At 61.2% G+C, this 26544-nt stretch carries 26 protein-coding genes; 12 read left to right on the forward strand and 14 right to left on the reverse strand.

The features are described from left to right. Nucleotides 1-165: 165 nt before the first annotated feature. Genes ACR0K4_RS14335 through ACR0K4_RS14350 form a run of 4 tightly spaced genes read right to left on the reverse strand, consistent with a single transcriptional unit; the run spans nt 166 to nt 4061 of the window. Nucleotides 166-1095: a metal ABC transporter permease gene (locus ACR0K4_RS14335; protein WP_480519350.1), complete on the reverse strand. Its 930-nt coding sequence runs from the start codon at nt 1093-1095 to the stop codon at nt 166-168. Continuing rightward, nucleotides 1092-2297 carry a metal ABC transporter permease gene (locus tag ACR0K4_RS14340; protein ID WP_480854523.1) on the reverse strand — a complete coding sequence of 402 codons (1206 nt, stop codon included), beginning with the start codon at nt 2295-2297 and terminating at the stop codon, nt 1092-1094. Before ACR0K4_RS14340 ends, ACR0K4_RS14335 begins: the two co-directional genes overlap by 4 nt. Nucleotides 2298-2300: 3 nt before the next feature. Further along, complete coding sequence (locus ACR0K4_RS14345) at nt 2301-3104, reverse strand: metal ABC transporter ATP-binding protein (RefSeq protein ID WP_480854525.1); 804 nt, start codon at nt 3102-3104, stop codon at nt 2301-2303. A 3-nt stretch (nt 3105-3107) separates the two neighbouring features. Continuing rightward, nucleotides 3108-4061, reverse strand: a complete 954-nt coding sequence (locus tag ACR0K4_RS14350; protein WP_480854526.1) for a metal ABC transporter solute-binding protein, Zn/Mn family — start codon at nt 4059-4061, stop codon at nt 3108-3110. A 197-nt stretch (nt 4062-4258) separates the two neighbouring features. On the opposite strand from ACR0K4_RS14350, the gene deoC reads away from it, so the two are divergent. Genes deoC through ACR0K4_RS14365 form a run of 3 tightly spaced genes read left to right on the forward strand, consistent with a single transcriptional unit; the run spans nt 4259 to nt 8479 of the window. Then, nucleotides 4259-5257: a deoxyribose-phosphate aldolase gene (deoC, locus tag ACR0K4_RS14355; RefSeq protein ID WP_480854527.1), complete on the forward strand. Its 999-nt coding sequence runs from the start codon at nt 4259-4261 to the stop codon at nt 5255-5257. A 47-nt stretch (nt 5258-5304) separates the two neighbouring features. Continuing rightward, nucleotides 5305-7638, forward strand: coding sequence for an aldehyde dehydrogenase family protein (locus ACR0K4_RS14360; protein WP_480854529.1), 2334 nt, complete (start codon nt 5305-5307; stop codon nt 7636-7638). Between the two features lie 25 nt (nt 7639-7663). Next, a complete protein-coding gene (locus ACR0K4_RS14365; protein ID WP_480854530.1) occupies nt 7664-8479 on the forward strand; it encodes an SDR family oxidoreductase in 816 nt (271 codons plus the stop codon). Between the two features lie 242 nt (nt 8480-8721). Here ACR0K4_RS14365 and ACR0K4_RS14370 read toward each other — a convergent pair whose 3' ends face one another. From ACR0K4_RS14370 to ACR0K4_RS14400, 7 genes are all read right to left on the reverse strand, one after another. Continuing rightward, nucleotides 8722-10026, reverse strand: a complete 1305-nt coding sequence (locus ACR0K4_RS14370; protein WP_480854531.1) for a M16 family metallopeptidase — start codon at nt 10024-10026, stop codon at nt 8722-8724. Continuing rightward, complete coding sequence (locus ACR0K4_RS14375) at nt 10023-11363, reverse strand: M16 family metallopeptidase (RefSeq protein ID WP_480854532.1); 1341 nt, start codon at nt 11361-11363, stop codon at nt 10023-10025. Before ACR0K4_RS14375 ends, ACR0K4_RS14370 begins: the two co-directional genes overlap by 4 nt. A gap of 80 nt (nt 11364-11443) precedes the next feature. Continuing rightward, nucleotides 11444-11962 (reverse strand): DUF3035 domain-containing protein, encoded by a 519-nt coding sequence (locus ACR0K4_RS14380; protein WP_480854533.1) that lies wholly within the window; start codon nt 11960-11962, stop codon nt 11444-11446. A gap of 49 nt (nt 11963-12011) precedes the next feature. Then, nucleotides 12012-12482: a signal peptidase II gene (lspA, locus tag ACR0K4_RS14385; protein WP_480854534.1), complete on the reverse strand. Its 471-nt coding sequence runs from the start codon at nt 12480-12482 to the stop codon at nt 12012-12014. Further along, the gene (gene purH, locus ACR0K4_RS14390) at nt 12482-14071 is read right to left on the reverse strand and encodes a bifunctional phosphoribosylaminoimidazolecarboxamide formyltransferase/IMP cyclohydrolase (protein ID WP_480854535.1); all 1590 of its coding nucleotides are present in this window, start codon (nt 14069-14071) and stop codon (nt 12482-12484) included. The genes lspA and purH overlap by 1 nt, the downstream gene beginning before the upstream one ends. 22 nt (nt 14072-14093) lie before the next feature. Further along, complete coding sequence (locus ACR0K4_RS14395) at nt 14094-15833, reverse strand: heparinase II/III family protein (RefSeq protein WP_480854537.1); 1740 nt, start codon at nt 15831-15833, stop codon at nt 14094-14096. An 88-nt stretch (nt 15834-15921) separates the two neighbouring features. Then, a complete protein-coding gene (locus ACR0K4_RS14400) occupies nt 15922-17178 on the reverse strand; it encodes an RsmB/NOP family class I SAM-dependent RNA methyltransferase (protein WP_480854538.1) in 1257 nt (418 codons plus the stop codon). Nucleotides 17179-17267: 89 nt separating this feature from the next. Here ACR0K4_RS14400 and ACR0K4_RS14405 point away from each other — a divergent pair, with 89 nt between their 5' ends. Further along, complete coding sequence (locus tag ACR0K4_RS14405) at nt 17268-17450, forward strand: DUF1674 domain-containing protein (RefSeq protein WP_480519322.1); 183 nt, start codon at nt 17268-17270, stop codon at nt 17448-17450. Here the strand turns inward: ACR0K4_RS14405 and ACR0K4_RS14410 are convergent, their stop codons facing one another. Continuing rightward, on the reverse strand, nt 17451-18311 hold the full coding sequence (locus ACR0K4_RS14410) for a LysR family transcriptional regulator (RefSeq protein ID WP_480519320.1): 861 nt from the start codon (nt 18309-18311) through the stop codon (nt 17451-17453). A 99-nt stretch (nt 18312-18410) separates the two neighbouring features. Here ACR0K4_RS14410 and tmpA point away from each other — a divergent pair, with 99 nt between their 5' ends. The 4 genes from tmpA to ACR0K4_RS14430 all read left to right on the forward strand — a co-directional run bounded on the left by tmpA (nt 18411) and on the right by ACR0K4_RS14430 (nt 21752). Beyond that, complete coding sequence (tmpA, locus tag ACR0K4_RS14415) at nt 18411-19547, forward strand: 2-trimethylaminoethylphosphonate dioxygenase (protein ID WP_480519318.1); 1137 nt, start codon at nt 18411-18413, stop codon at nt 19545-19547. Continuing rightward, the gene (gene tmpB, locus ACR0K4_RS14420; protein ID WP_480519316.1) at nt 19544-20134 is read left to right on the forward strand and encodes a (R)-1-hydroxy-2-trimethylaminoethylphosphonate oxygenase; all 591 of its coding nucleotides are present in this window, start codon (nt 19544-19546) and stop codon (nt 20132-20134) included. Before tmpA ends, tmpB begins: the two co-directional genes overlap by 4 nt. Continuing rightward, nucleotides 20131-20799, forward strand: a complete 669-nt coding sequence (locus ACR0K4_RS14425) for an ureidoglycolate lyase (RefSeq protein ID WP_480854539.1) — start codon at nt 20131-20133, stop codon at nt 20797-20799. The genes tmpB and ACR0K4_RS14425 overlap by 4 nt, the downstream gene beginning before the upstream one ends. 92 nt (nt 20800-20891) lie before the next feature. Continuing rightward, entirely contained in the window at nt 20892-21752 is an 861-nt protein-coding gene (locus ACR0K4_RS14430; protein WP_480854540.1) for a hypothetical protein, read from the forward strand. Here the strand turns inward: ACR0K4_RS14430 and ACR0K4_RS14435 are convergent. Then, nucleotides 21749-22432, reverse strand: coding sequence for a DUF2306 domain-containing protein (locus ACR0K4_RS14435; RefSeq protein WP_480854541.1), 684 nt, complete (start codon nt 22430-22432; stop codon nt 21749-21751). The genes ACR0K4_RS14430 and ACR0K4_RS14435 overlap by 4 nt on opposite strands. A 545-nt stretch (nt 22433-22977) precedes the next feature. Beyond that, nucleotides 22978-23787 carry a 4-hydroxy-tetrahydrodipicolinate reductase gene (dapB, locus tag ACR0K4_RS14440; protein WP_480519308.1) on the reverse strand — a complete coding sequence of 270 codons (810 nt, stop codon included), beginning with the start codon at nt 23785-23787 and terminating at the stop codon, nt 22978-22980. Nucleotides 23788-23879: 92 nt separating this feature from the next. Here dapB and rbfA point away from each other — a divergent pair, with 92 nt between their 5' ends. The 4 genes from rbfA to ACR0K4_RS14460 are packed head-to-tail and all read left to right on the forward strand — an operon-like array spanning nt 23880 to nt 26497. Then, nucleotides 23880-24275 (forward strand): 30S ribosome-binding factor RbfA, encoded by a 396-nt coding sequence (gene rbfA, locus ACR0K4_RS14445; RefSeq protein ID WP_010438628.1) that lies wholly within the window; start codon nt 23880-23882, stop codon nt 24273-24275. Continuing rightward, nucleotides 24272-25006: a phosphodiester glycosidase family protein gene (locus ACR0K4_RS14450; RefSeq protein ID WP_480519307.1), complete on the forward strand. Its 735-nt coding sequence runs from the start codon at nt 24272-24274 to the stop codon at nt 25004-25006. The genes rbfA and ACR0K4_RS14450 overlap by 4 nt, the downstream gene beginning before the upstream one ends. A gap of 60 nt (nt 25007-25066) precedes the next feature. Then, nucleotides 25067-25972 (forward strand): tRNA pseudouridine(55) synthase TruB, encoded by a 906-nt coding sequence (gene truB / locus ACR0K4_RS14455; RefSeq protein WP_480854543.1) that lies wholly within the window; start codon nt 25067-25069, stop codon nt 25970-25972. A 21-nt stretch (nt 25973-25993) separates the two neighbouring features. After that, nucleotides 25994-26497 carry a DUF1643 domain-containing protein gene (locus ACR0K4_RS14460; protein WP_480519303.1) on the forward strand — a complete coding sequence of 168 codons (504 nt, stop codon included), beginning with the start codon at nt 25994-25996 and terminating at the stop codon, nt 26495-26497. Nucleotides 26498-26544 lie beyond the last annotated feature (47 nt).

Consider the following 26544-nt stretch of genomic DNA (forward strand, 5'->3'; position numbering starts at 1 on the left):
GCCGCAGCGGGCCGGACTGGCCTAAGTGAGTGGTGGTCATACGATTAACAATTGAAGATTCATTACCATGAGATTTGGAAAAAATCTTGCCCGTAGTTACTTATTGTTTCCACTTGGCGGGGATTGGCCGAAATCAGGCGGAGCCGGTTGGCGTTAACGTGCCTGTCAAGCGGAACTTGGGGCGCCGGCCCGTTTGCGGCAGGGTCCGAACATCGCAGCGCCCGCCAGAATCACCCCCGAGATCGTTGCGATCATTCCGGCGGCGCTGACAGCATCAGCACCGCCCAGCCACAGCGGGCCGTAGCCTGCAAGGATATAGCCCGGAACCGCGGACCCGATGGCAAAAACAATGCTCCATGCGATCTGAGATTCCAGTCGATTGGTCATCATCCGCGCCGCAGCGGGCGGGCAGATGAACATGGCAATAACAATGATGGACCCGACCGCATCGAACGCGGCGACGGCCGCGATGGCGGCGACAATCACCAATGCAAAGCCCAACAGGCCGGTGCGAATGCCGATGGTACGTGCGAACCCCTCATCGAAAGTTGAAATCTTGAGAGGCCGCCAGAGCACCCATGTAAAGGCAACAACCACCAGCAATGTCAGCCCGATGCGCGGCAGTTCCGGTGGCAACCCCGCAAGAGACTCGATATCCCAAAGCGACGCCCAGCCGGTGGCATCCAGCCAGATCAGGCTTTCCAGGTTGCCATAAAGCGCGTGTTCAACATCCAGATGCACGCTCGAGGTGTCGGTCTGTTCCAGCAACAGGACACCGGCCGCAAACATAGTGGTAAACACTACACCCATCGCGGCACCCGGCTCGATCTGCCCCAGCCGCCTGATCGCCTCAATCATCACCACGGCGACCACGGCCGCGCCGGCTGCGCCCAGCATCATGGGCCAGGTCGAAATCGCTCCGGTCAGGATAAAGGCCACAACGATCCCCGGCAGCACCACATGGCTGATCGCGTCACCGATCAGGGCCTGACGCCGCAGCACCAGAAAGTTACCCGGCAGGGCACACGCAATGGCCGCGAAGGTGCCGATAAGCAAGGGTGTCAGCGACAGGGCGACAAACTCTTCTCCGGTCATGCGGGCACCCCCTGTGGGCCACCAATCCGGCGGTCGATCTCGGCGATCTGATCGCGGGTCAGCACCGTCTCGATGTCGCGCAACCCGTCATAGAGCGCTGCCGTCGCCTCATGCGCCTGATCAGCCCGCACGATGTCCCACCGTTTCTCGTCACGCAGGGCTTTGGCGGCACGGGCCTTTCCAGCCTCGGTCGCCACCCCGTCAGCGCGGGCCAGACCGGCCCGGCGCAGCAGGCGCAAAGTCAGCGGTTCATATATCTTTTGGCCCTGCGCCAGTGCCAGAAGGCCTTGCCGGATATGAACCCGACGCTGGAACTTGAGATGCCGCAAAACTGCGGCCAACACACCACGCACGGGTGCCAGCAGCAAGGAAATGGCAAACAGTGCAAAAGCAACCAGCACAATGATCGGACCTGTTGGCAGGTTGGGGGCCGAAGCGGACACCGCCGCGCCCACAAACCCCGAGACCCCACCCATCAGCCCGGCCAACACCACAACCCGGTCGGACCGCTCGGTCCAGAAACGGGCGGTGACAGGTGGAATGATCAGCAAGGCCACGATCAGGATCAGACCGACGATCTTCAGGCCAACCACAGTGACCGCCATCACAAGCCCCATCATCGCAAGGTCAATGCGGTGGACCTGCACCCCTCGCGCGGCGGCATATTCCGGGTCAAACGCAACAAGGGTCATCGGACGGCGGATGATCATCACAAGGATCAGCGTCGCAGCCCCGCCCAGCGCGATGATCAGCGCATCAGCCCAGAGCATCCCGGCGGTCGAGCCCAGCAGGAACCCTTCGAGCCCGGCCTGCCGCCCCACACCCAGAGTCTGGATCACGGTCAGGAGAACAATGCCAAACCCAAAGAACACCGATAAAACCGCACCGATCGCGGCATCTTCGGCCAGCCGCGTATGGCGGGTCAGCCAGTTCATGCACAAAAGTCCCACCCATGCAGACAGGGCAGAGCCGGCCAGCAAGCCGGTCAGATTGCGCCCATCGCCGCCAAAGGCGACCAGGACCAGAAAGGCCAGGCACACTCCGGGCAGGGTCGCGTGGCTGATCGCATCGCTGACCAGCGCACGTTTGCGCAGAAACAGGAAAGTGCCGGTGACACCGGCTGACACGCCCAGCAGACAGGCCCCGATGGCAACCAGCGATGCGTTATAGCCCAGCTGAAGGGTCAGGGCATCCCACAGCATGTCTTACCCCAGCGCGCGCGAGATCTGGTCGATCTGAGCGGTGGCCAGACGGCCGCCATATGCCGATTGCAGGGACTCTGCCGTGAATGCCTCGGCCACCGGGCCTTCGGCAACTTTACGGGTGTTGATCAGGAAGACATGGTCGAAATAGTCGGTGACCGTGGCGAGGTCGTGGTGCACGACAACAACGGTTTTTCCGGCCTCTTTCAGCGACTTCAGAACGGCGATAATCGCCTTTTCCGTTGCGGCATCCACACCGGCAAAAGGCTCATCCAGCAGGTACAGATCAGCCCCTTGCGCCAAAGCACGGGCAAGGAACACGCGCTGTTGCTGCCCGCCCGAAAGCTGCCCGATCTGGCGATCCGCAAAATCGCGCATACCGACCCGGTTCAGACAATCCATGGCGCATGAGACATGACGGGCCCGAACCCGGCCCAGCAGGCCAAGCTCCCGAGACAACCCCATCAGAACCACATCGATCACGCGGGTCGGAAAATCCCAATCGACGCTGGCGCGCTGAGGCACATAGGCGATGCGGGCGCGTTGTTTCTCGATCGGAGTGCCGAACACCGTGACCTGCCCCGACAGCGCGGGCACAATCCCCAGCGCGGCTTTCAGAAGCGTCGATTTACCCGCGCCGTTTGGTCCGATGATTGCTGTCATCGCACCTGGCTGCACGGTCATGTCGACCGAGAACACGGCCGGTTTCTGACCGTAAGAGACGGTCAGACCGCGTATGGCCAGCGGGCTTTGGTCGAGACCACTGTCATGAACCGCTTCGCCCTGATGTGTGGCTAGCTCCAGCATCACTCAGAACCCCGCCGACAAGCTGTCATTCATACCGCGTTCGGGCACATCCGCGCCCAGCGCCCCGGCAATCACGGTCATGTTGTGATCCAGCATCCCGACATAGGTGCCTTCGTAGGTGCCCGGCTCGCCCATCGCATCTGAATACAATTCGCCACCGACGGTAATCTCGTGCCCTTTGGCCGCCGCGCCTTCGATCAGCGCCCGCATGGAACGATCCGATACCGAGCTTTCGACAAACACGGCGGTGATCTGACGCTCGACCAGCAGGTCAACTAGTGCGCCAATCCGGTTCAGGCCAGCCTCGGACTGGGTCGAGATGCCCTGAATGCCCAGAACTTCAAATCCGTATTCCGCACCGAAATAACCAAAAGCATCATGCGCCGTGACCAGAACACGACTGTTATCGGGAACCTCGGCAAGAACGCGGTTGCCATAGGCGTGCAGAGCATCAATCTGCGTCAGCAAGACTTGGGCATTGGCTTCAAACAGATCAGCCGCCTCGGGGCGCGTTTGTGTCAGCGCTTTTTGCACTTCGATCACAACATCGCGCCACAAAACCGGACTCATCCATAGATGAGGATCGTACTTGTCGGCATAATCGTCATGGGCGCGCAGTGTGGTTTTGTCGACACCCTCTGCGACGGCGACCACATTGCGTTTCCGCCCGAGATCATGAAAGAAATCTTCCATCTGAGCTTCGAGATAAAGCCCGTGCCACAACACGAGATCCGCACGGGTCATTGCCACGATATCACTGCGGGTCTGGCGATATGCGTGCGGGTCAACTCCGGGACCCATCAGCCCTTTGACCTCAACCTGATCCCCTCCCACCTGATGCACAGCATCCGCGATCATGCCGGTGGTCGCCACCACTTTCAAAGGCGCATCGGCCCATGACGCCATCGGCAAGACAACAAGGGCTGTCAGGGCAGCAAAAAAAGTGCGGCGAATCATTTGTGACCTCGGGTGAGCATCTCTGTTAGAATGAATATGCGAACCATTCGCAAATTAGTCAATGCTTCTGCGAGTCATTCGCAGGAAACCGCCTTTTTGTCCATTTGGTCAAAAAATTCACTCGTGAGCTGGCAGTTTGCCTTTCATTTACCCGCAACCCATGCGATTTTGGCGCAAACCTCCCAAAGGATGTGAAGATGGAAACGCAGAGCTCAGACAGCCCCGTGCGCACCGCGCATCTGCCGCAAGTGACCGAACCCCGGAATCCGGGCATGGAACTGGATCTGGACTGGGTGCGCGCCGTGCAGGCCAATACCTCGGCCATTGAACGCCGCGCGGCGACCCTGCCGGGGCGGCGGTCGGTGAAGAAAGATTATCAGGCCGCATGGTTGCTGAAGGCAATCACGATGATCGACCTGACCACGCTGGCGGGCGATGACACCGTGGGCCGTGTGCGCCGCCTGTGCGCCAAGGCCCGCCAACCGGTTGCGCCCGCGCTGTTGCAGGCGATGGACATGCCGCCGATCACAACCGGCGCGGTCTGCGTCTATCACGACATGATCGAACCCGCCGTTGCAGCGCTGAAGGGCACCGGCATCCCGGTGGCTGCCGTCTCCACGGGCTTCCCGGCGGGTCTGTCGCCCTTCCATCTGCGCGTGGCCGAGATCGAGGAAAGCGTGAAGGCCGGAGCCGAGGAGATCGACATCGTGATCTCGCGCCGCCACGTGCTGTCCGGCGATTGGCAGGCTTTGTATGATGAGATGAAAGCCTTCCGTGCCGCCTGCGGTGATGCGCATGTAAAGGCCATTCTGGCCACCGGAGAACTGGGCAGCCTGCGCAACGTCGCCCGCGCCTCGGTCGTGTGCATGATGGCGGGGGCGGATTTCATCAAGACCTCGACGGGCAAGGAAAGCGTCAATGCGACCCTGCCCGTGTCACTGGTGATGATCCGCGCGATCCGCGATTTTTATGACCGCACCGGGTATCGTGTCGGCTACAAACCGGCGGGCGGGATTTCAAAAGCCAAGGACGCGCTGGTCTATCTGTCGCTGATCAAGGACGAGCTGGGCAACCGCTGGCTGCAGCCGGACCTGTTCCGCTTTGGGGCCTCATCCCTGCTGGGCGATATTGAACGGCAATTGGAACATTATGTCACCGGAGCCTATTCCGCCGGTTATCGCCATTCACTCGGCTGAGCCTGTGGCGACGTCAGAACAGTGAGTATTTGGGAAAAGATGAAGTCATGAGCGTTACAGAAATCTTCGAAACCATGGACTATGGCCCCGCCCCCGAAAGCGCGGCGGAAGCGCTGGCCTGGCTGGTCGATCAGGGCGATAAATTCGGCCACTATATCGACGGGGGGTTCACCAAACCGGGCAAAGGGTTCGAAAGTCGCAACCCGGCGACCGGAGAGGTTCTGGCCAAGCTGACGCAAGCCAAGCAGGGGGATGTGGACGCTGCCGTTGCCGCCGCGCGTAAGGCGCAGCCGAAATGGGAGAAGCTGGGCGGCGCGGGGCGGGCGCGGTACCTTTATGCCATTGCGCGGCTGTTGCAGAAGCATGCGCGGCTGTTTGCGGTGCTGGAGAGCATGGATAACGGCAAACCGATCCGCGAGTCGCGCGATATCGACATTCCGCTGGCACAGCGGCATTTCTATTACCACGCGGGTATGGCGCAGTTGATGGAGAGTGAGTTGCCGGACGCGCAGGCTCTGGGCGTGTGCGGGCAGATCATCCCGTGGAACTTCCCATTGCTAATGCTGGCGTGGAAGATCGCGCCTGCGCTGGCGATGGGCAACACGGTGGTTCTGAAACCGGCCGAATACACTTCGCTGAGCGCGCTACTGTTCGCCGACATCTGCACGCAAGCCGGTCTGCCCAAGGGCGTCGTCAATATCGTCACCGGCGATGGTGCGGTGGGCGAGATGATCGTGAACGCAGATGTGGACAAGATCGCCTTTACCGGTTCGACTGTTGTGGGGCGGCGTATTCGGGAGGCAACGGCGGGTTCCGGCAAGGAACTGACGTTGGAACTGGGCGGAAAGTCTGCCTACATTGTGTTCGACGATGCCGATATCGATTCCGCCATCGAAGGTCTGGTCGATGCGATCTGGTTCAATCAGGGTCAGGTCTGCTGTTCCGGATCGCGCCTTTTGGTGCAGGAAGACATCGCCGACCGGTTCCACGACAAACTGCGCGCGCGGATGGACAAGTTGCGGATCGGTGACCCGCTGGATAAATGTATCGACGTGGGTGCGGTTGTGGACCCGGTACAGTTGCAGACGATCAAGAGCATGGTGGACAGCAACACGGTTGGGCATGTGCATCAGGCTGCCTGCGAACTGCCAGCAAATGGCTGCTACTACCCACCGACGCTTATCTCGGGGCTTGAGACCTCAGACCCGCTGATGCAGGAGGAGATCTTTGGCCCAGTGCTGGTGTCCTCGACCTTCCGTACTCCGGCTGAGGCGGTCGAGCTGGCCAACAACACCCGCTATGGGCTCGCCGCAACGGTCTGGACCGAGAATGTGAACCTTGCGCTGGATATCGCGCCTAAGCTGGTCGCAGGCGTGGTCTGGGTGAATGCCACCAACCTGTTCGACGCCGCCGCCGGGTTCGGCGGTGTGCGCGAAAGCGGTTTTGGCCGCGAAGGCGGTTGGGAAGGTCTGGCGGCCTATACCAAGCCCAAGGGCAAATCCAAGCCGCTGGCCAAGGTTGAGGCGGCGACGGGCGAAGGTGCTCCAGTCGATCCCATCGATCGCACCGCCAAGATGTATGTCGGCGGCAAGCAGGCGCGGCCCGATGGCGGCTATTCAAAACCCGTCTGGGGCAAAATCGGCCTATTGGGCCATGTGGGTCTTGCCAACCGCAAGGACGTGCGTAACGCGGTTGAGGCCGCCGCAGGGGCCAGAGGTTGGTCCAAAACCACCGGCCATTTGCGGGCGCAAATCCTGTATTACATCGGCGAGAACCTCTCGGCCCGCGCCAGCGAATTTGCCGCGCGTATCGATGGCATGACCAGTGGCAAGACCGGCGCGAAAGAGGTGGACGCCTCGATCCAGCGCCTGTTCACCGCCGCGGCCTGGGCCGACAAATATGACGGTCAGGTGCATGGCGTCCCGATCCGGGGCGTTGCCATCGCGATGAAGGAACCCGTTGGCGTGATCGGTGCGCTCTGCGCGGATGAGGCACCTTTGCTGGGTCTTGTCTCTGCCATGGCCCCCGCAATTGCGATGGGCAACCGGACAGTTCTGGTGGCATCCGAGCCCTATCCGTTGGCCGCAACCGATTTCTACCAGATCCTGGAAACCTCGGACGTGCCTGCTGGCGTGGTCAACATCCTGACCGGCAGCCATGCTGAATTGGCGAAACCTCTGGCCTCGCATCTGAACGTGGATGCAGTCTGGTCGTTCTCGTCCACCGATCTGTCGAAAGAGATCGAGGCCGTGTCTGCAGGGAACCTTAAGCGCACATGGGTCACTAACGCGACGGCAATTGACTGGAGCATGGACCATTCGCGCCGCTTCCTGCAGGCTGCGACCGAAGTGAAAAACATCTGGGTGCCCTACGGCGAATAGGGTACCCGCATCAGCGGAGGCCCATATGGATTTCTCAGGACAAACCGTCATCGTTATCGGCGGCACCAGCGGTATCAACCGAGGCATTGCCGCGGCTTTTGCGGCCTCGGGTGCCAAGCTGGCCGTGGCCAGCCGGTCGCAGGACAAGGTGGATGATACCGTCGCCGCGCTGAAAACTGCTGGCGCGCAGGATGCCATCGGCGCGGCATTCGACGTGCGCGACCCGGACGCGGTGGCCGCGGGCTTGAAACAGTTCCACGACACGTTTGGGGATTTCGACGTGTTGGTCTCGGGCGCGGCGGGGAACTTTCCTGCGCTGGCGGCCGAAATGTCCGTAAATGCGTTCAAAACCGTGATCGATATCGATTTGATGGGCACTGTCCATGTGATGAAAGAGGCTTATCCTTACCTCAAACGACCCGGTGCCAGTATCATCAACATCTCGGCCCCACAGGCATTTCTACCCTATGAAGGACAAGCTCATGTCTGCGCCGCCAAGGCCGGAGTCGACCAGATCACCCGCACCTTGTCGATGGAATGGGGAGGCGAGGGCATTCGGGTGAATTCCGTCGTGCCCGGATTTATCGAGAATACGGAAGGGGCCCGGCGCCTTGCCCCGACCGAGGATGCCGCCGAAAAACTGCGCGCGGACGTCCCCGTCGGTCGCTGGGGCACCGTGCAGGACGTGGCCAATGCCTGCCTGTTTCTGAGCTCGGATTTGGCGAGCTACATCAGCGGGACCGTCCTGTCCGTGGACGGAGCACTGTATCAGCGCGGATCGGGCAAGTTTGGCCAGATGATGGGGCAGATGTTGCGTGCACAGATGAAAACACGCGCATAAATCTGATTAACCTGTGAATTTGGTCATGTTCAATGCCAGATGACCGACCCAACGCAAGGCGCATTCAACGCACTGAATCTGGAATCACTGAAACCGCAAAAGTCCCGCAGGCTGCTGAGCACGGCGTCGGTCATATCGACGACGCGTTGAAAGCCGCGCATTTCAGGCATGCGCGGCAGAAGCTGCTCAACAGCAACAATCACACGCTTCAGGCGCAAAGGCAGCCCGCCGCAGCCTGAGGTTCAGCCGTCCAAGCCTTCGGGCTTGCCAACGATGGTGAAATGCAGCCCCTCGGGGTCCAGCAGTTCCGAGGCAACACGGTTTACATCCTCGAGCGTCACGGCGTTAACCTTGTCGTTGCGGGTGGCGATATAGTCGATAGGCAGGTCTTCCATCTGCATGCCCACCATGATCCCCGCGATCTGGCCGTTGCCATCGAACCGCAGAGGATAGGCCCCGGTGAGATAGGTCTTGGCGTCATCCAGCTCTTTCTGGGTCACACCTTCAGATGCGGCCCGCGCCCACTCGTTGCGAATGACCTCGACCGCATCGGCGATGCGATCATTGGCCGAAGACACCGAACCCAGATAGACCGACGCCAGATCCTTGGGCACAAGAAAGGTCGAGACACCATAGGTCAGGCCACGCTTTTCACGCACTTCCTGCATCAGACGGCTTTCGAACCCGCCCCCGCCCAGAATATGGTTCAGGATGAAGGCTGCAAAGAAATCGGGATCGTGGCGATCAATTCCGGCATGACCAAACAGCGCCACCGATTGCGGCGTGTCGAACTCGACCACACTGACACCACCGGCGATTGTCACGTCCGCGCGGTCGGGGATAGGTTTTCCGGTCGCGGGCAGGTCCGCCAGAAGTTTGTCCAGCAACACTCCCAACTCGTCAGCGGTGATGTCACCCACCGCGCCCACATATAGCCGGTCCTTGGCAAAGACATTCTCATAGGCCGTCACGATATCGTCACGGGTCAGCGCGGTGACACTTTCGATTGTCCCCTTGCCGTCCGAGCCATACGGGTGATCGCCATAGGCCATCTGCGCAAAGCTGCGCCCGGCAATGTCATTCGGGTCGGTCTGGTCTGATCTCAGGCCGGAAATAACCTGCGCCCGTACCCGGTCCACCGCATCCTGATCAAAGCGCGGCTCGTGTATGGTGGTGCGTAGCAGGTCGGCCACGTCATCGCGATTCTCGGTCAGAAACCGGGCCGAAATCGACACGGTATCATCCGTCGCCCGATAGCTGAACGATGCAGCCAGAGATTCAAGTTCGCGCGCATAGCTGCGCGCGTCCATATCGCCTGCGCCCTCTTCGATCAGGCCGCTCATCAGATAGACCGCGCCTCGCTTGTCGGGATCATCCAAAGAGGTACCCCCGCGAAACCGCAGTTCCAGCGCAGTGAAGGGGATCGAGTGATCTTCGACCAGCCAGGCCGTGATCCCCCCGGGCGAGGTGACTTCCTGTATCTCGATCTCGGCCCAGGCGGGCACGGCCAAGACAACGGCGATCAGGGTTCCGAACAGCTTTTTCATTGCGTCACCTCATCGTCGCGCATCAGCCAGCCTGTCACGGATGCTTCGCGTTGCAGCACCTCGCGCGCAGCGGCGATAATCTCGTCCCCGGTCACGGCCTGCAGAATGTCGGGCCAGGCCTGCACATCCTCGACCGTGAGACCGCTGGTCAGCGCGCGGCCATAGCGGTTACCGATCCCGTCCACATTGTCACGGGCATAGGTCTGGGACGCACGCAGCTGCATCTTGATCCGGTCCAGATCGTCTTCGTTCACGCCTTCGGCGATGAAGTCGGCCACAACCTGATCCATTGCATCCTCGGCCTCTTGCAAGGAAACACCCTGCGCTGGAACAATCAGCAGATCAAAGGTCGTGTCATCCAGCGACAACCCGCGGTAAAATGCGCCGGTAAAGACCGCCTTTTGCTGTTCGAACTGCAGTTTTTCATTCAGGTACGAGGTCGTACCGCCGCCCAATAATTCGGCCAGCAGAAACAGCGCGGCGGCCTTTTCCTGTGCACCCGCATCGCGTTCCGGTGCCAGATAGCTGCGCTGAACATAGGGCTGCGAAACCCGAGGATCCTTGAAGGTCAGGCGGCGTTCAGCGGTTTGCGGCGGCTCTTGCGAGCGAATGCGTTCGGGCAGATCGGGATTGGCCGGGATGACGCCGTAATAGGTTTCCGCCAGTGTCTTGACCTCATCGGGGTCAACATCACCGGTCACCACCAGAATGGCGTTATTGGGCGCGTAATGGGTCTGGTAGAAGGACAGCGCATCCTCCATATCCAGCGTCTCCATCTCATGCCGCCAGCCGATGATCGGCACGCCATAGCGATGGTTAAGGTACTGCGCTGCGCTCAGCTGTTCACCAAACAAGGCGCGCGGGTTGTTTTCGGTGCGCTGGTTGCGCTCTTCAAGGATCACGTCGCGCTCGGTGACGATATCCTCTTCGGTCAGACGGATGTTGCGCATGCGGTCCGCCTCCATCCGCATCATCAATTCCAGCCGGTCGGCGGCGACACGTTGGAAATATGCGGTGTAGTCATAAGAGGTGAACGCATTGTCATTGCCGCCATTGGCAGCCACGGTCGCGGAAAATTCACCCGGGGCCAGCGTATCGGTGCCTTTGAACAGCAGGTGCTCCAAAAAATGCGCCACACCAGACGATCCGATCGGTTCATCCGCTGAACCCGCACGATACCAGACCATATGCTGCACAACAGGGGCGCGGTGGTCCTCGACCACGACAACGTCCATGCCGTTATCCAGCGTGAAGGTGGTAACCGCCTCATGCCCTTCCTTGGCCACAAGGGGGGTTGCGGCGATCAGGGCAGCCGACAATACCAGGGCCCGAACCATGGGACATCCTCCGTTTCGTTTCACGCTTCAAACTACGGTGGTCCCGCGCGGGTTCAAGTGCGATGACGAAAAGTTAAGGATTATTCATCCGCCGGGGGTGCCGAGGGTGTTTCGATCCCGGCGCGGCGCGCCGCCTGGTTCTGAGCTTCCGCATTCAGCGCATCACGCCGATAAACCTGTTCGTACCGGTCCACGTTGAACAGGCGCAGGCGGGTCAGGCGGCCCTGACGCTTGCGGAAATCGGCATCTTCCTGCGCCAGAACCTGACGCGTGTCCGGCGCCACGCCATAGCGGCTTGAGGCGGTGACCAGCGCCGCGTCCCCTGACGGAATCGAGGTATTGGGATTCAGCGCCGCAGCATTGCCGCCCAAAGCAACCACCGCATCGGCATTGGGGGTCGGGTCGGTCAGGTTCCCGCCGCCCGGTGTCGGTGCGGGCAAGAAGGCATAATCTTCGGGCTGGGTCAGCGGCTTAACAGGCAGCACAGAAAACTCATCCGGTCCCGGCCCCGGCGCCTGCAGATGGCGCAAACCAATATCGGAACACCCCGCAATCGCGAGGACAGCCGTCAGGGCAATAATGGAACGCGGCAACCGCATCAGAGTCTCCAGCCTTTTTGGGCGCTTTTACCTTATTTCCACAGGCGCGTCACGAGGGCTTTTTGCCCTCGAACAATACAAGCCCGATCGCGCCTGCAAATATGAACACATCCGCCAGATTGAACACGAACGGGTTGTTGATACCGCAGCAGGACATGTTCAGAAAGTCCAGAACATAGCCGTAAAGCACACGGTCGACGACATTTCCCAGCGCGCCGCCGATCAGCAACCCGCCGCACAGCAACATCAATTTCGACGGGGCTGTGCGCAAAAGCCAGATCAGAACACCGACGCAAATCCCCAGCGAGATACCGACCAGCACCCAGCGCGCGGCATCGCTGTCACCCTGAAACAAGCCAAAGTTTATGCCGCGATTCTCGCCGTATTTGAACACCACAAGTGGCGGCAGCACGTCGATATTGCCCTCGGCCACGCGCATGACATGAACGACCAGATATTTACTGGCCTGGTCAATCAGAAAGGCCGCGAGGCTGGCCCAAAGAAGGAGGGGATTGCGCATCAGTGCCGGAAATGCCGCATGCCGGTGAAGACCATGGCCAGACCGGCCTCGTCCGCCGCTGCGATCACTTCGTCGTCGCGCATGGAGCCACCGGGCTGGATGACGCAGGTTGCACCCGCCTGTGCCGCCTCCATCAACCCGTCAGGGAAGGGGAAGAACGCGTCCGACGCCACGGCCGAGCCGATGGTCAGCGGTTGCGACAGGTTCAGTGAGTCAGCCATGCGCTCGGCCTTCTTGGCCGCGATCAGGGCCGAGTCCACACGGCTCATCTGCCCCGCGCCCACACCCACGGTTGCGCCGTCTTTGACATAGACGATGGCGTTGGATTTGACGTGTTTCGCAACTTTCCACGCAAACAGCAGGTCGCGCATCTGCTCCTCGGACGGGGCCTTCTTCGTGACAACCTTCAGGTCATCCATGCCGACAAAGCCATTGTCTTTGTCCTGCACCAGCAGACCTCCGGCGACCTGGCGCACGGTTTTGCCGCCCGCAGTCACGTCCGGCAGCGCTTCGGTCGTCAGCAGGCGCAGGTTCTTCTTGGCGGCAAAAATCGCCTTGGCCTCATCCGATGCGCCCGGAGCAATCACGACCTCGGTGAAAATCCCGGTGATCTCCTGCGCGGTTTCGGCATCCAGCGGCTGGTTCAGCGCCACGATCCCGCCAAAGGCCGAGGTGCGGTCACAGTCGAACGCCGCCTTGTAGGCCTCAAGCAGCGTTGCGCCTTTGGCCACGCCGCAGGGGTTGGCGTGTTTGATGATGGCACAGGCGGCACCTTGCGCCGGGTCGAACTCGGCCACCAGCTCAAACGCCGCATCGGTGTCATTGATGTTGTTGTAGCTCAGTTCCTTGCCCTGATGCTGCACCGCGGTCGCCACGCCGGGGCGGCCCGAGCCATCGGTGTAGAACGCCGCCGTCTGATGACTGTTCTCGCCATAGCGCAGGGTCTGTTTCAGCTCACCGGCGAATGCGCGGCGTTTGGGCGCCTCAAGTTCCAGCGCATCGGCCAGCCAGTTGGACACGGCGGTGTCATAGGCGGCGGTGCGGGCATAGGCCTTTTGCGCCAGCTTGCGGCGGAATTTCGGGCAGGTTGCGCCACTGTGCTGATCCATATCGCCCAACAGCTTGTCGTAATCCTCGACATCCACGACCACGTTCACAAAGGCATGGTTCTTGGCCGCCGCACGGATCATTGCCGGGCCGCCGATGTCGATATTTTCAACACATTCGTCATAGTCGGCACCTTTGGCCACGGTTGCCTCAAACGGGTAGAGGTTCACCACCAACAGGTCGATTGCGCCGATCCCATGTTCGGTCATCGCCGCAACATGCGTGTCATTGTCCCGCAGCGCTAGCAGACCGCCATGCACCATCGGGTGCAGCGTCTTGACCCGGCCATCCATCATCTCGGGAAAGCCGGTGACCTCGCTGACATCCTTCACATCCAGCCCCGCATCGCGCAGCGCGCGCGCCGTGCCACCGGTTGACAACAACTCGACCCCACGCTCGGCCAAGGCCTTGCCCAGCTCGATCAGCCCGGTCTTGTCGGAAACGGAAAGCAACGCGCGGCGCACGGGGTGAAGATCGGTCATGGGTCCAAAGGTCCTTTTGGCGTCAGTCGAAATCGGGCTCGTCCCGGTGCAGGTCGCGCACGGCATAGGCTGTATCCTGTGCCTTGCTCAGCGTCCACCGGGTGCGCGTCGCATACTCCATTGCGCGGCCAGATAGAACGATCTGTTTTGTCGCGCGTGGCTTAAGGCGGCCTTTTTCCAGATAAACGCTTGGTTCAACGGACAATCTGGCCGCGCCGTCATGACGGAAAACCCAGATTTCGCCGCTTTTTAGGGCCATCGACACCGCAGCTCCGCCGAGATCCAGCGCCGCGTCCACGTCGGGATGCAGGTGAAACCGGATGTCATAGCGCACGCCAGACAGGCCCGAAGCATCCATCGCCTTGTCAAACTGCTTCTTCGACTTGTCGGTGGACGTCAGCAAAATATCCTCGCCGATCAGTTCCCGCCCGTCAAAGCGCAGCTCGAAGGTGCGGGCATGAGTCAGGCCGAACACTTTGGCATAACCGTCATGCCCCGCCATGAACCGCGTGCCCTCAAAAGCGTCTTCGAAATCGGTCGGCACGTCTTTTGGGCCATCCACCAGAGCTTCAGAGGCCGAGCCTTTCATCGGCGGCGCAAGACGGGCGCTGGAGAACCCATCGACGCATAGAGTGGAATGCGACGGCGTGGCCCGACCGGCCCGGCGCCATTCCTGACCAAAACTTGCGCCTGATCCGCAATTCACGATCAAAGGCCGCCGCCCCGAGGTCAGCTCGAATGCAAGCGCCGAAGCGTGAGCGTTATATGAGGCAGCCCCTTTGGGCGGCAAACTGGCATCAACGATCACCGTTGTACGTGAGGCGGATAAACGGGCAAAGCCCATGGACAAGTCCGAATGCTGCCGCGGCTTCACACCGCTTTGCGCCAGCGCCTGATCCAGCCGCCCTTCCAGGCCGCGCCCGCCACCGTGGAAGCGGGCCAGCGCCCCATCGGCATGGCGCAGGTTGCGCAATGTCGGAGCGATCCGGCGGATCGCTTCGGTCTGCGCTGCCGGGGTCCCGCGCCCCACTTCGCTCAGCGCGGCCGAAGTCCAGGCAAGCAAGGTAAAGACCTCCAACAGCTCTTCGGGGTTGCGGGTCGGAATACCACCTTCGGCATCCACCTGTTTCCCGCATTCATAGGCCAGGGCGCGCAGGGCCGGGTCGGCCAACTGCTCGCGCCCTTCCAGCGCCAGACCCGCTTGCACCAGACCGGCCAAAGCCTCGAACCGGGGCAGGCCCGGCGTGGCCGAAGGCCAGCGTTTTGAAAGAAACCAGGTTTGTTGCGCCAAAGACCGGAAGAACGCCTTGCTTTGTGCCTCGTCCACGCCGCGCAACAGGAACAGGGCGTGGTTGATCCAGCGCATCACGCGGCGGCCGGTCAGATCGGGCACCCAGCCCGGACCCTGTCCGCGCCCATGGGCCTCGATCCAGCCCCAGACCCAGCGCTGCGCCTTTTCCCGCGCGCGCATATCACCCACCGCCGCCAGATCGTCGAGCCAGGCAAAACCATGGCGTTCATCATCGAAATCCGCGCTTGGGGCGGCGACGTCCCACAGCTCAGTGTCTTCTGCCTCGACCAGAAAGCCAGAGAACAACAGGTTTCCAGCGACCAGTTGCCGTCCGCGCGCAAATGAGCCCACCGTGCGAGGCTCCGGCTGCCCCACAAAGCCCGACACCGCCTTCTGGCGCTGGCTGAGCCGCGCATAAAAGCGGTTTTGAAACCGCGACCAGCGGTTGGCCATTGTGTCCGAATCTGACATGACGCTTGCGACTCTGCCCCTCACGCTCTGCTGGCGTTTGAACCAACGATAGACAGGTCCGAACGTCAAGTCATCGAAAAGCGTCGCCTCAGCCTGATTTGTTCAGGCGGGCGATATAGAATCCGTCCATGCCGCCTTGCTCAGGCCAATAATCGGGCCGCAGGCGCAACCCGCCTTCCTCGGTGATCCAGCCCGCGTCAACCCCGGCAACGCTCAGCGCCACCCGGTCGATGGTCATGTCCTTGTGCTGCTCCAGCGCGTCTTCGATCTGAACCTCGCCCTCGTCCGGCAGCAATGAGCATGTGCAATAGACCAGCCGCCCGCCCGGTTTCAGCAGACCCCATGCATGGGCCAACATGCGCGCCTGCAGATCGATCAACCCGCCGAATTCCGAACCGTCCTTGGCAAAGGGCAAATCGGGATGACGCCGGATCGTGCCTGTGGCCGAGCATGGAGCGTCCAGAAGGATGGCATCATACCGGCCCTGATGGTCCAGCGCGTCCCCCGCGATCACCTTGGCCTTCAGCCCCGTGCGCCCAAGGTTCTCGCGCACACGCTCCAGCCGTGTGTCCGAAATGTCCAGCGCTGTCACATCGGCCCCCATTGCAGCCAGCTGCAGGGTCTTTCCACCGGGTGCTGCACAGATGTCCAGAATGTGCTCGCCCTTTGTCGGCGCCAGAACCTGAACCGGCAGAGCCGCCGCCGCATCCTGAACCCACCAATCGCCGCGATCATAGCCGGGCAACGCCGAAACCTGCCCCGCATCACGCAGGCGCATGGACCCAGTCGGCAAGGCCTCACCGGGGCCGTTTGCACCGGGCTTTACCGTGATATCCAGCGGTGCCCCATCGAAATGCGCCCGTTCCATGCCCGCAACGGCCTCGGCGCCCCAGGCCATGATGAGCGGCTCTCGCAGCCAGTCCGGCAGGCGCGGCACGCGAATTTTAGGCCAGGCATCGGGGCCTTCGGCGGCAACTTTTCGCAAAACCGCGTTTACCAGCCCTTTCAAACGGCCATGCTTGCGCGAGCGGCCAACGATTTCGACCATCGAATTCACCACGCCATGCGCGGCCTCTCCGTGGCACAGCTCGACCGCGCCCAGGCGCAATGCGTTGTGGACGGCCAGGGCGGGGATACGCTTGAGATGGTTGTCCAGCAGCCGGTCGGCTCGTTCCATCCCGCGCAGGGTTTCCAGCGTCAGACGTTGGGCCCGGGCACGGTCCTCGGGGTCCAGCCGGTCCAGAGCGCCCGCAGCAAGGCATTCGGACAAAAGCCGTCCTTCGCCCAGAATCTGATCCAGAAGATAGATCGCGCTGCGCCGCGCGGCTGTAGCGTTATCGGACATGTAATCGCCTTTGCTGTGACCCTCGTCCGCATTGCCTTGAGCGGACGAGGGCGTATATCAAGGCGCGGAACGGAAAGGAACCCGATGTCATGAGCGACCAGCGCAAAGACCTGCCCCCCGCTGCCCAGCGCGCCCTGGCCGAAGCCGAAGAGCGTCGCAGGAAGGCCGAGGCGGAAGCCAAGGCACAGCCCAAAGAGCTGGGCGGGCGCGACGGCCCGGATCCGGCCCGTTACGGCGATTGGGAGAAAAAGGGTATCGCCATCGACTTCTAATCAGCCCGCGCCTTGCAACGCCTGCAGGAAATCGTCAATCAACGCCCGCTGGCGTTTTGATCGCACCCGATCCTCGGGCCATGTCAGCCAATAGCCGTCTTTGGTTTTCAGCTCTGGCAGGTCCAGCTTGCATAAACGTCCTGACTGCAGGCTCCCTGCCGCCAGCGGGACCGAGCCCAAAACGATCCCCAACCCATCCCGGGCTGCCGTGATCGCGTGGCCAATGGAATCAAAACTGATGCGACCCGGTGGCAAGTCCCCGATTCCGGCGACCTGCGCCCAATCCTGCCAACCGGGCCGCTCGCCTCGCAGATCAATGACCGGCGCGCCCCATTCGACACCCGGCGCGGCCATCGGTGCCAACACTTCGGGCGCGATCAGTTTCGCCTTGCGACCGGGCCATGATCCGCGACCATAGCGAAGCTGCAACCATGTCCGCTCTTCCTCCAGAGACGACCGGCGGGCCACGGAATCGGTCATCACCCGAACTTTGGGCCGCATCTCGAGGAACGCGGGCAGAGCGGGCAGAACCAGCGCGTGGATTTGCGACGACAACCCAGCCACCCGCAACTCGCGGGGGGATTTGCCGAACAGGTCCTCGGTATTTCGCTCCAGTGCCTGCAGGCTGTCCTGCACCAGCGGCAGGTAACTTTCGCCCTCGATGGTCAGCGACACCCCGCGCGCCTCACGCACGAACAGCGATCGGCCCAGCCACGCCTCAAGATTGCCGATCCTCTGACTGACCGCTGCCTGCGTCAGGCCAAATTCGCGCGCGGCGGCCGAGAAGCCACCCAACCGGCCTGCGGCTTCGAACACACGCAGCCAGTCCAGCGGCGGCAATCCAATCTGTTTCTTAGACATTAGATTTTCCAACCCTCAGTCGCAATAAGGATTAATTGTCGTAATGCCATGAACCGCGTATCTCCTCAACCATAGCTCGCGCTGAACAGGAGAACCCCAATGCTGCGCCAAGCCACCCATGATTCGTCGGTCGTGACTGTTGAATTCACCGGCGGCACCCGATCCCGGTTTCACGCCATCTGGCTGCGCGACAACGCGCTGGACCCTGAGACCCGCGCGCCGGGCAATGGTCAGCGTCTGATCACCATCGGCGACATCCCCGCCGATACCGCGATCCGCGCCGCCGAGGTTACCAATGGCGATCTACAGGTCACTTTCCAGCCCGAAGACAAGACCGTCACCTTCCCCGCCGACTGGCTGGCCTCGCACAGCTACGACCGTGATCACAATGCGGATATCGGGCGCATCGCCCCCGGGATCACCACATGGGCGCACGGCATCGACGCGCCCAGCGGCGACTGGGCTCAGGTTCACGTCGACCCCGCCGCCAAACGCAACTGGCTGGCCGCCGTCGCCGAATACGGTTTTGCCAAGCTGACAGGCGGCCCGACTGAACCGGAATCGCTGCTGCGGGTGGCGGACCTGTTCGGCTATGTCCGCGAGACCAACTATGGCCCCTATTTCGAGGTGCGCACGGAAGTGAACCCGACCAACCTCGCCTATACCGGGCTGGGTTTGCAGGCCCATACCGACAACCCCTATCGCGACCCGGTGCCGACGCTGCAGATCCTCTACTGTCTTGAGAACAGCGCCGAGGGCGGTGACTCCATCGTGGTCGACGGGTTCCGCGCTGCCGAAAAGCTGCGCGATCAGAACCCCGAGGGCTTCGCCCTGCTGGCAGGCTATCCCGCGCGGTTCGAATACAAGGGCTCGGACGGGGTCTGCCTGCGCGCACGCCGCCCGATGATCGAACTGTCCCCTGATGGCGAGTTGATCGGCATCCGCTTCAACAATCGCTCGACCGCGCCGCTGGTCGACATCCCGTTCGACAAGATGGAGGCCTATTATGCCGCCTATCGTCAGTTGGCCGAGATCATCGACGACCCGGCGATGGGCGTGTCGTTCAAACTTGAACCCGGCGAAAGCTTTATCGTCGACAACACCCGCGTCCTGCACGCCCGTCTTGGGTACTCGGGCGCAGGGTCGCGCTGGCTACAGGGATGTTATGCGGACAAAGACGGGTTACTGTCCACACTGGCGGCGATGGAGATGACACAACCGGAGGCGGCGGAATGAAACCCGATTTCTCGACCCTGACCCGCGACAATATAGTGGCCTTCATCGGCGATATCTTTGCCCGCCGGGGCGGTGAGGAATATCTGGGCGAACCGGTCACCATGGCCCAGCACATGCTGCAAGGCGCGACCATCGCCGAACAGAACGGCATGCCCGAGGAAATCATCGTCGGCGCGCTGCTGCATGACATCGGCCACTTCACCTCGGAATTCGGCACCTACCACCCCGACGACACCGAGGATCGGCACCACGAGGACGCGGGGGCCGAGGTGCTGGAGCAGTTCTTTCCCTCTGTCATCACCGATTGCTGCCGATACCATGTGGCGGCCAAGCGCTATCTCTGCGCCACCAAGCCAGACTATTTCAACCGCTTATCAGCCGCCTCGGTCCACACGCTGGAACTGCAGGGCGGCCCGATGAGCGCCAAAGAAGTCGCCGCCTTCGAGGCCAACCCGAACCTGAAAGAGATCATTCAGGTGCGATATCTGGATGAGGCTGGCAAGCGTGCGGATATGCAAACCCCTGATTTCGCTCATTTCGCCCCGATGGTGCAGCGTATGGTCGATAAACATATGGAGGTCGCATGAACGCCCCCGAATACATCTTTGAAGCCAGCACCAAGCCCTCGCTGCCCTGGCACGAGGTTCCCCTGATCCGGGCCACCGACGAATCCGTCAAAGGCTATGGCTGTCTGGTCGACGACCCCGAAGGGTTCGAGATCGAGATCACCCGTTGGCCACAACAGGGCTGGCGGCCCATCGATGACGGCACCGGCGACGAAGGCGGCTGGGTCGAGGGCACCTTTCACGGCGAATGGAAGGGCGACGTGCTCTATGGCCGGAACGAGGCGGTCGGCGGCCACTATGTTCTGGGCTGGTCCACCGACCCGCAGCAGGCGCAGGCGGACCGGCAAACCGCGCCGCGCGATCAGGTCTTGCTGTGGCACATGAATTATCACCCCGATGGCGGTCAGATGTTTTGGCCGTTGGACAACAAACCCTTCATCATCCCCGCTGCCCTGCCGGGTGACAATCTGACACCGGAAAAGGTGGTGGCCTTCTGGTGTGACGGCTCCAAAGGCCTCTATATCCATCCCGGCATTTGGCACGAGGGGATTTTCCCGGTCGAAGACACCCAGCGGTTCCTTGATCGTCAGGGCGCAGTTCATGCTCGTGTCAGTGCCGATATCGGGCAGGAGTTCGGTGTCTACCTCGCCTGCCCGCTGCGCGCGGATAAGATCAAGGACCTGTAAGGACACACCCTTTGGGGGCGTTTTCAGATTCCCTTAACCTTTGCCGCAAACATCTGCGATACTCTCCTTGGGCGTGTGCGATGGAGGCAAAGATGGCATTGAACCGACGGAAACTGGTCCAACTGGGAACCGCAGCCACGGCAAGCGCGGTGCTGCCGCGAATTGCCCTTGGCGCAACCGGCAACAATGACGCGTTCGAGGCTCAGTTTACCGACACGCTTGATCGCTTGCGCGCGGCCTATGCCGCGCTTGGTTTCGCCGAATCCCCGCCTCTGTCAATCGCCACCGGTGATGCGAACTATAACGGCGGCCTGCGGCACGACTTTGATCAGGATGCTCTGCCGACGAACGCTTTCATCATCCAACCTCTGGCCCGTGTCGGCGATGTCGACGAAAGAACCCGCCCCGATATCCTGCCTCTGTTTCACGAGGTCGGCTGCCATCCGGGCGGAACGGTCACGGGTCGAGAGACGACCCAGCTGATGCTGCAGCTCCTGACCGAGACCTTCGGCCTCGACCCCGCGCGCATCGCCTTTGTCAGTGTGCCGCAGGCAGAAGATATGCGCCCCGTGCTGGACGGCTTGAACCTCTCCTTCGCTGAAAAAGTCCTGCTGCGCGACGAGGCAGAGGCGCTGGCCGCCCGCGACGCTTCGGGCTATTTCTTTCCCGACCCGTTTGGCGACGACTATCTGGTCACGATGGGCGTCTATTACCGCATTGGCGACCAACCCGAACCCGCGCCAACAGCCTATCCCCCATCGGCCAACTGGACCGAGATCGGCGAGATCATCATCGGCGGTGAGGTCGCGCCATTGGGCATTTCCATCGGGGCAGAACGGCTGACCTATGTCCTAACCGGCCAGTTCCCGACATGGGATCAGAGGTTGGGCGCGCTGTTTGCAGAGGCCGAGCACGAGGGCACCAATCCACCGGGGCTTGCTGCGTTCCGTTAGGGCCTTTGAGGCAAATCACCTTGATGCAAGGGGCGTTTGCACATGACCCAGACTTGCACACCGACCAGGTAGGGTACAAAAAACGCGAAATTCTGCACCAGATCGAACGGGCCCGAGAAATCGGGCTCGGACCCCAGCCCTCCGGTCAGCAGATACCAAAGCGTGTAGTGCAGCCGATACAGCCACGATCCCAGCGCCAGCCAGAACAGCCGCAACCCCCACGCCCAATGACCCGCGCGATCCCGGATCAGCGCCATTCGCGCAACCATCAGGGCCGATGTGAACAGACACAGACCATAGAGAAAGAAAGCCGCCGACATCACCGGCCCACCGATTGTGCCGCGCAAAGGGATATAGGTCATACCCGCCAGCCCGGTGATCAAAGCCAGGGTCACCAGCACTTTGCCCAACAGTCGGTGAAACCCGATGAATTTACACCTCAGCCCTTTCAGCAGTTGCAAAGGAACCAGCACCAGCATCACCGTACCGGCAAAGATGTGCAGCATCATCGCCGCATTGCCGACGCCTTGCCCCTTTTGAAACAGATAGCTGCGTTGCGCGGCATCTTCGGACAACCCGACACCGATCATGCCGAACCCGTGAACGACAAAGGGCAGCAGCGTCACATAGAACACTGCCAGCAACATCCCAGGAACGACGCGCGATTTTTCAGTCTCCATGTGCCGAGCCTAGAGCCAAAAAAGAGGAGGTCCACGGTTTTAGAACGAGACTTACTGTTTGGCGTCAAAAAGAGCTTTCTGCTACGCTCCGACCGTCTGAGATCGGGCCTCCTATAGAATGCTCGGTCTCAACCTATACATTGGAAAAACATGAAATAAGGAAAAACATGCTAACGTTGTTTTTGTTCATGTTTGGTTTCGTTTTCATCATGGCCCTAACATCGTGGGCTTCCATGATTTTTCTGACTTCGGTTTTTCCGATATTCAAATTTAAGGACGAGTTTATTGACTTCTGGATCAGAACAAGAGGCTCACCGCCATCACGCAGACGATTGCTTCTGAACGCCCATGGGGCATGCAATATGTGGTTTAGGAACGAAATATGCGATGATCTAAACGTGCCAAATGGGATTCGAATCGTACCGAATTCCAACTACATCCACTTTTTCATGATACAGTTTGCATCGCTTTTTGCAGCGGTATTTTTTTGGATCGTGATGTTCATTCTTTTTGTACTTGCGCGCACCTACATCTAGCTGCAGCCCCTACAATCCCAACACATCCACCATGTCATACTGACCCGGAGCTTTCCCCTGTCCCCACAGCGCGGCTTTCAAAGCACCGCGGGCAAATATGGCGCGGTCACTGGCCAGATGGCGCAGGACGATGCGCTCTCCGGGCGCGGCGAACAAAACGTCGTGTTCGCCCACGATGTCTCCGCCACGAATGGCGTGGAACCCGATATCGCCGCGCTTGCGGGCACCGGTGATGCCGTCACGCCCCCGGTCGGCCACATCCGCCAGATTGACCCCGCGTCCTTCGGCGGCGGCTTCACCCAGCATCAAGGCGGTGCCCGAGGGCGCATCGACCTTGTGGTGGTGGTGGCCTTCGATCACTTCGATGTCGAAATCGTCGTCCAACGCAGCGGCGACCTTCTTGGTCAGCTGCACCAAAAGGTTGACGCCGAGGCTCATGTTGCCCGCACGCACGATTACCGCATGACGCGCGGCGGGTTCCAGCGCGGCGATCTGTTCGTCCGTTATGCCGGTGGTGCCGATCACATGGACACAGCGCGCCTGCGCCGCCAGTGCGGCGAATTCCAGTGTTGCCTCGGGCGCGGTGAAATCAATCACTGCCTGCGCCTGCGCAAAGGCCTCTAACGGGTCGTCCGTAACGATGACGCCCAACGCCGCACCGCCCATAGCTGTGCCCACATCCTGACCGACCCAGTCATGACCTTTACGTTCAACCACGCCGACCAGACGCGCCTGATCGCTGTCGGTCACGGTCTTGATCAGCATCTGCCCCATTCGGCCCGAAGCCCCTGTGATGACGATCCCCGGAATATGGGTCATTGCGCTGGTCCTTTTCGTTAAGTCGGCTCAAAGCCTCCTACCCCGTTCGCGCCCGCTTGGCAAAGGCCAGCTTTGCGCTTAGATCGGGGATTATGGCAAAGAACAAATTCCACGATGGCCCCGGCCCGTCCCAACGGCAACTGCGTGTCGGCGAACTGATCCGCCGCACCCTGTCCGAGGTTCTGGCGCGCGGAGATGTCCATGACCCCGACCTGAACCGCATGTCGATCACCGTGGGTGAGGTGCGCACCTCGCCCGATCTGAAAATCGCCACCGCCTATGTTCTACCGCTGGGCGGCAAAGGGCAGGAGGATGTGATCGAACTGCTGGCCCGCAACAAGGGTGAGCTGCGGCGCATGGTCGGCAAGAAGGTCGGCCTGAAATTCTCGCCCGATTTGCGGTTCCGGCTGGATGACACGTTCGACCGTCTGGATGACACCCGCCGCATGTTCGAGCAGGACGCGGTGCGCCGCGATCTGGACGAGTGATCCGGGCATTTGCCACGATAGGCGTAGTCCTGTGGGCCGTGCAGGCTGGTGCGGTGACTTGCGAGAAGGTCACCCATGAAGACAAGCGCTACACCGTCTGCGAGGTGGATGCATCGGAAGATCTGCGCCTGTTCCTGAACGACGCGAACGGAGATGTGCTGGGCCACTTTTCCAGCGTGAACGAAGTGTTGGCCGCGCAGGGCAAACGTCTGGCCTTTGCGATGAACGCGGGCATGTATCACGACGACCGCTCGCCTGTCGGCCATTATGTCGAGAACGGGCAAGAGCAGATGCGCGTGATCGCCAACCCCGGCCCCGGCAATTTCGGTCTGCTGCCCAACGGTGTGTTCTGCATCCGTGATGGCCGCGCTGATGTGTTCGAAACGCTTGCCTTTGTCGATCAGGCGCCAGACTGCCGTTTCGCCACCCAATCCGGTCCGATGCTGGTGATCGATGGGGAATTGCACCCGCGCTTTTTGCCCGACTCGACGTCGCTTTTTATCCGCAACGGGGTGGGCACCAGTGCCGATGGCACCCGCGCGGTGTTTGCGATTTCGGATGACTACGTCACCTTCCACGAATTCGGCAGGCTGTTTCTCGATGTGCTGCAAACGCCGAATGCGCTGTTCTTCGATGGTAATATCTCGCGGATGTATGAGCGGGCCAGCAATCGCTCGGATATCGGTTTCTCGCTGGGGCCGATCGTGGGTGTGGTCGAAGACGCACCCTGAAATTGACAGCGCCTGAGCGATCCGCTAACTCGCGCGCCTTGGCACGAATCTGGGTGAACTATGGGACGCAAACGCAAGGGCCGCGACATCTCGGGCTGGCTGGTGGTGGATAAGCCTGCGGGCATGACCTCGACCGCTGTGGTGAACAAAGTTCGGTGGGCAATGGACGCCAAGAAAGCGGGCCATGCAGGCACGCTGGACCCCGAGGCGACCGGCGTTCTTGCAGTGGCTTTGGGCGAGGCGACCAAGACGGTTCCCTATATCACCGATGCCCTGAAAGCCTACACCTTCACTGTGCGTCTGGGTCAGGCCACCAACACCGACGATGCCGAGGGCGAGGTAATTGCGTCCAGCGTTCTGCGCCCGTCGGATGAGGACATCAAACAGGCGCTCAGCCCGTTTCTGGGTGAGATCATGCAGGTCCCGCCCAAGTTCTCCGCCGTGAAGATCGACGGTCAACGCGCCTACAAACTGGCTCGCGATGGCGAAGAGGTAGAGCTGTCCGCCCGCCCCCTCTGGGTTGAGGAACTGGTTCTGGTCGACCGCCCCGACGCCGATCACGTCGTGCTGGAAATGACCTGTGGTAAAGGTGGCTATGTGCGGTCCATCGCCCGTGATCTGGGTGCAGCGTTGGGCTGCCACGGTCACGTCAAGGAACTGCGCCGCATCTGGTCGGGCCCGTTTGAGGCCGAGGATGGGCTGAGCATCGAGCAAATCGATGAGATGGCCAAAACCACCGCGCTGGACGCCTATCTGCACCCGCTGGAAACCGGCCTGTCGGACCTGCCCGAGCTGAAATGCACCCCAGAAGGGGCCACACGTCTGCGCAACGGAAACCCCGGTATGGTTCTGGCCTCGGACGTGGAGTATGGCGACGAGGCATGGGCCTCACTGGACGGCAAGGCCGTGGCTGTTGGTATCTACAAATCCGGCGAATTGCATCCCAGCCGGGTGTTCGTTTCCTGAGCCGCATGTTAGGCGGTGGACATGATCACCCGAACCCACACCAAGGGCGACGCGCCCTCGACCGCCGTCTATTCCGATTGCGAGAAGTATCGCTATAGCCTCACCCGTGTCTGGGATGCGGCGGGGCGTAAGGCTTTGTTCGTCATGCTGAACCCCTCGACCGCGACCGAGGTGCAGAATGACCCCACGGTCGAACGCTGCGAACGCCGCGCGCGGGCGCTGGGGTTCGGAGCCTTTCAGGTCACCAATATCTTTGCCTGGCGCGACACCGATCCGCGCAAGATGCGTGCCACCGCCGACCCGGTCGGCCCCGCCAACGACGCGGCCATTCTGGACGGCGTCAAATGGGCCGATCAGGTCATCGCTGCCTGGGGCACCCATGGCGCGCATCTGGATCGCGGCCCGGCCGTCGAGGCGTTGCTGCGCAGTGCCGGGCAACCTCTGTTCCATCTAGGGCTGACCAAGGCAGGTCACCCCAAGCATCCACTGTACATTGCATATACCCAACGCCCTGAACCGTGGTGATAAAGGGTTAACCAAGGACTCAACTTGTCTTTGACCAAACCCCTGAT

This window comes from Ruegeria sp. K11, assembly GCF_056531905.1.

Coding starts and splice junctions, on each gene's coding strand:
- ACR0K4_RS14340 (WP_480854523.1), bottom strand. CDS start 2,297: ATGCTGTGGGATGCCCTGACCCTTCAGCTGGGCTATAACGCATCGCTG.
- ACR0K4_RS14430 (WP_480854540.1), top strand. CDS start 20,892: ATGGCATTGAACCGACGGAAACTGGTCCAACTGGGAACCGCAGCCACG.
- ACR0K4_RS14400 (WP_480854538.1), bottom strand. CDS start 17,178: ATGTCCGATAACGCTACAGCCGCGCGGCGCAGCGCGATCTATCTTCTG.
- truB (WP_480854543.1), top strand. CDS start 25,067: ATGGGACGCAAACGCAAGGGCCGCGACATCTCGGGCTGGCTGGTGGTG.
- ACR0K4_RS14405 (WP_480519322.1), top strand. CDS start 17,268: ATGAGCGACCAGCGCAAAGACCTGCCCCCCGCTGCCCAGCGCGCCCTG.
- deoC (WP_480854527.1), top strand. CDS start 4,259: ATGGAAACGCAGAGCTCAGACAGCCCCGTGCGCACCGCGCATCTGCCG.
- ACR0K4_RS14335 (WP_480519350.1), bottom strand. CDS start 1,095: ATGACCGGAGAAGAGTTTGTCGCCCTGTCGCTGACACCCTTGCTTATC.
- ACR0K4_RS14410 (WP_480519320.1), bottom strand. CDS start 18,311: ATGTCTAAGAAACAGATTGGATTGCCGCCGCTGGACTGGCTGCGTGTG.
- ACR0K4_RS14435 (WP_480854541.1), bottom strand. CDS start 22,432: ATGGAGACTGAAAAATCGCGCGTCGTTCCTGGGATGTTGCTGGCAGTG.
- ACR0K4_RS14360 (WP_480854529.1), top strand. CDS start 5,305: ATGAGCGTTACAGAAATCTTCGAAACCATGGACTATGGCCCCGCCCCC.
- tmpB (WP_480519316.1), top strand. CDS start 19,544: ATGAAACCCGATTTCTCGACCCTGACCCGCGACAATATAGTGGCCTTC.
- purH (WP_480854535.1), bottom strand. CDS start 14,071: ATGACCGATCTTCACCCCGTGCGCCGCGCGTTGCTTTCCGTTTCCGAC.
- lspA (WP_480854534.1), bottom strand. CDS start 12,482: ATGCGCAATCCCCTCCTTCTTTGGGCCAGCCTCGCGGCCTTTCTGATT.
- ACR0K4_RS14345 (WP_480854525.1), bottom strand. CDS start 3,104: ATGCTGGAGCTAGCCACACATCAGGGCGAAGCGGTTCATGACAGTGGT.
- ACR0K4_RS14365 (WP_480854530.1), top strand. CDS start 7,664: ATGGATTTCTCAGGACAAACCGTCATCGTTATCGGCGGCACCAGCGGT.
- ACR0K4_RS14350 (WP_480854526.1), bottom strand. CDS start 4,061: ATGATTCGCCGCACTTTTTTTGCTGCCCTGACAGCCCTTGTTGTCTTG.
- dapB (WP_480519308.1), bottom strand. CDS start 23,787: ATGACCCATATTCCGGGGATCGTCATCACAGGGGCTTCGGGCCGAATG.
- rbfA (WP_010438628.1), top strand. CDS start 23,880: ATGGCAAAGAACAAATTCCACGATGGCCCCGGCCCGTCCCAACGGCAA.
- ACR0K4_RS14380 (WP_480854533.1), bottom strand. CDS start 11,962: ATGCGGTTGCCGCGTTCCATTATTGCCCTGACGGCTGTCCTCGCGATT.
- ACR0K4_RS14375 (WP_480854532.1), bottom strand. CDS start 11,363: ATGGTTCGGGCCCTGGTATTGTCGGCTGCCCTGATCGCCGCAACCCCC.
- ACR0K4_RS14460 (WP_480519303.1), top strand. CDS start 25,994: ATGATCACCCGAACCCACACCAAGGGCGACGCGCCCTCGACCGCCGTC.
- ACR0K4_RS14370 (WP_480854531.1), bottom strand. CDS start 10,026: ATGAAAAAGCTGTTCGGAACCCTGATCGCCGTTGTCTTGGCCGTGCCC.
- tmpA (WP_480519318.1), top strand. CDS start 18,411: ATGCTGCGCCAAGCCACCCATGATTCGTCGGTCGTGACTGTTGAATTC.
- ACR0K4_RS14395 (WP_480854537.1), bottom strand. CDS start 15,833: ATGTCAGATTCGGACACAATGGCCAACCGCTGGTCGCGGTTTCAAAAC.
- ACR0K4_RS14425 (WP_480854539.1), top strand. CDS start 20,131: ATGAACGCCCCCGAATACATCTTTGAAGCCAGCACCAAGCCCTCGCTG.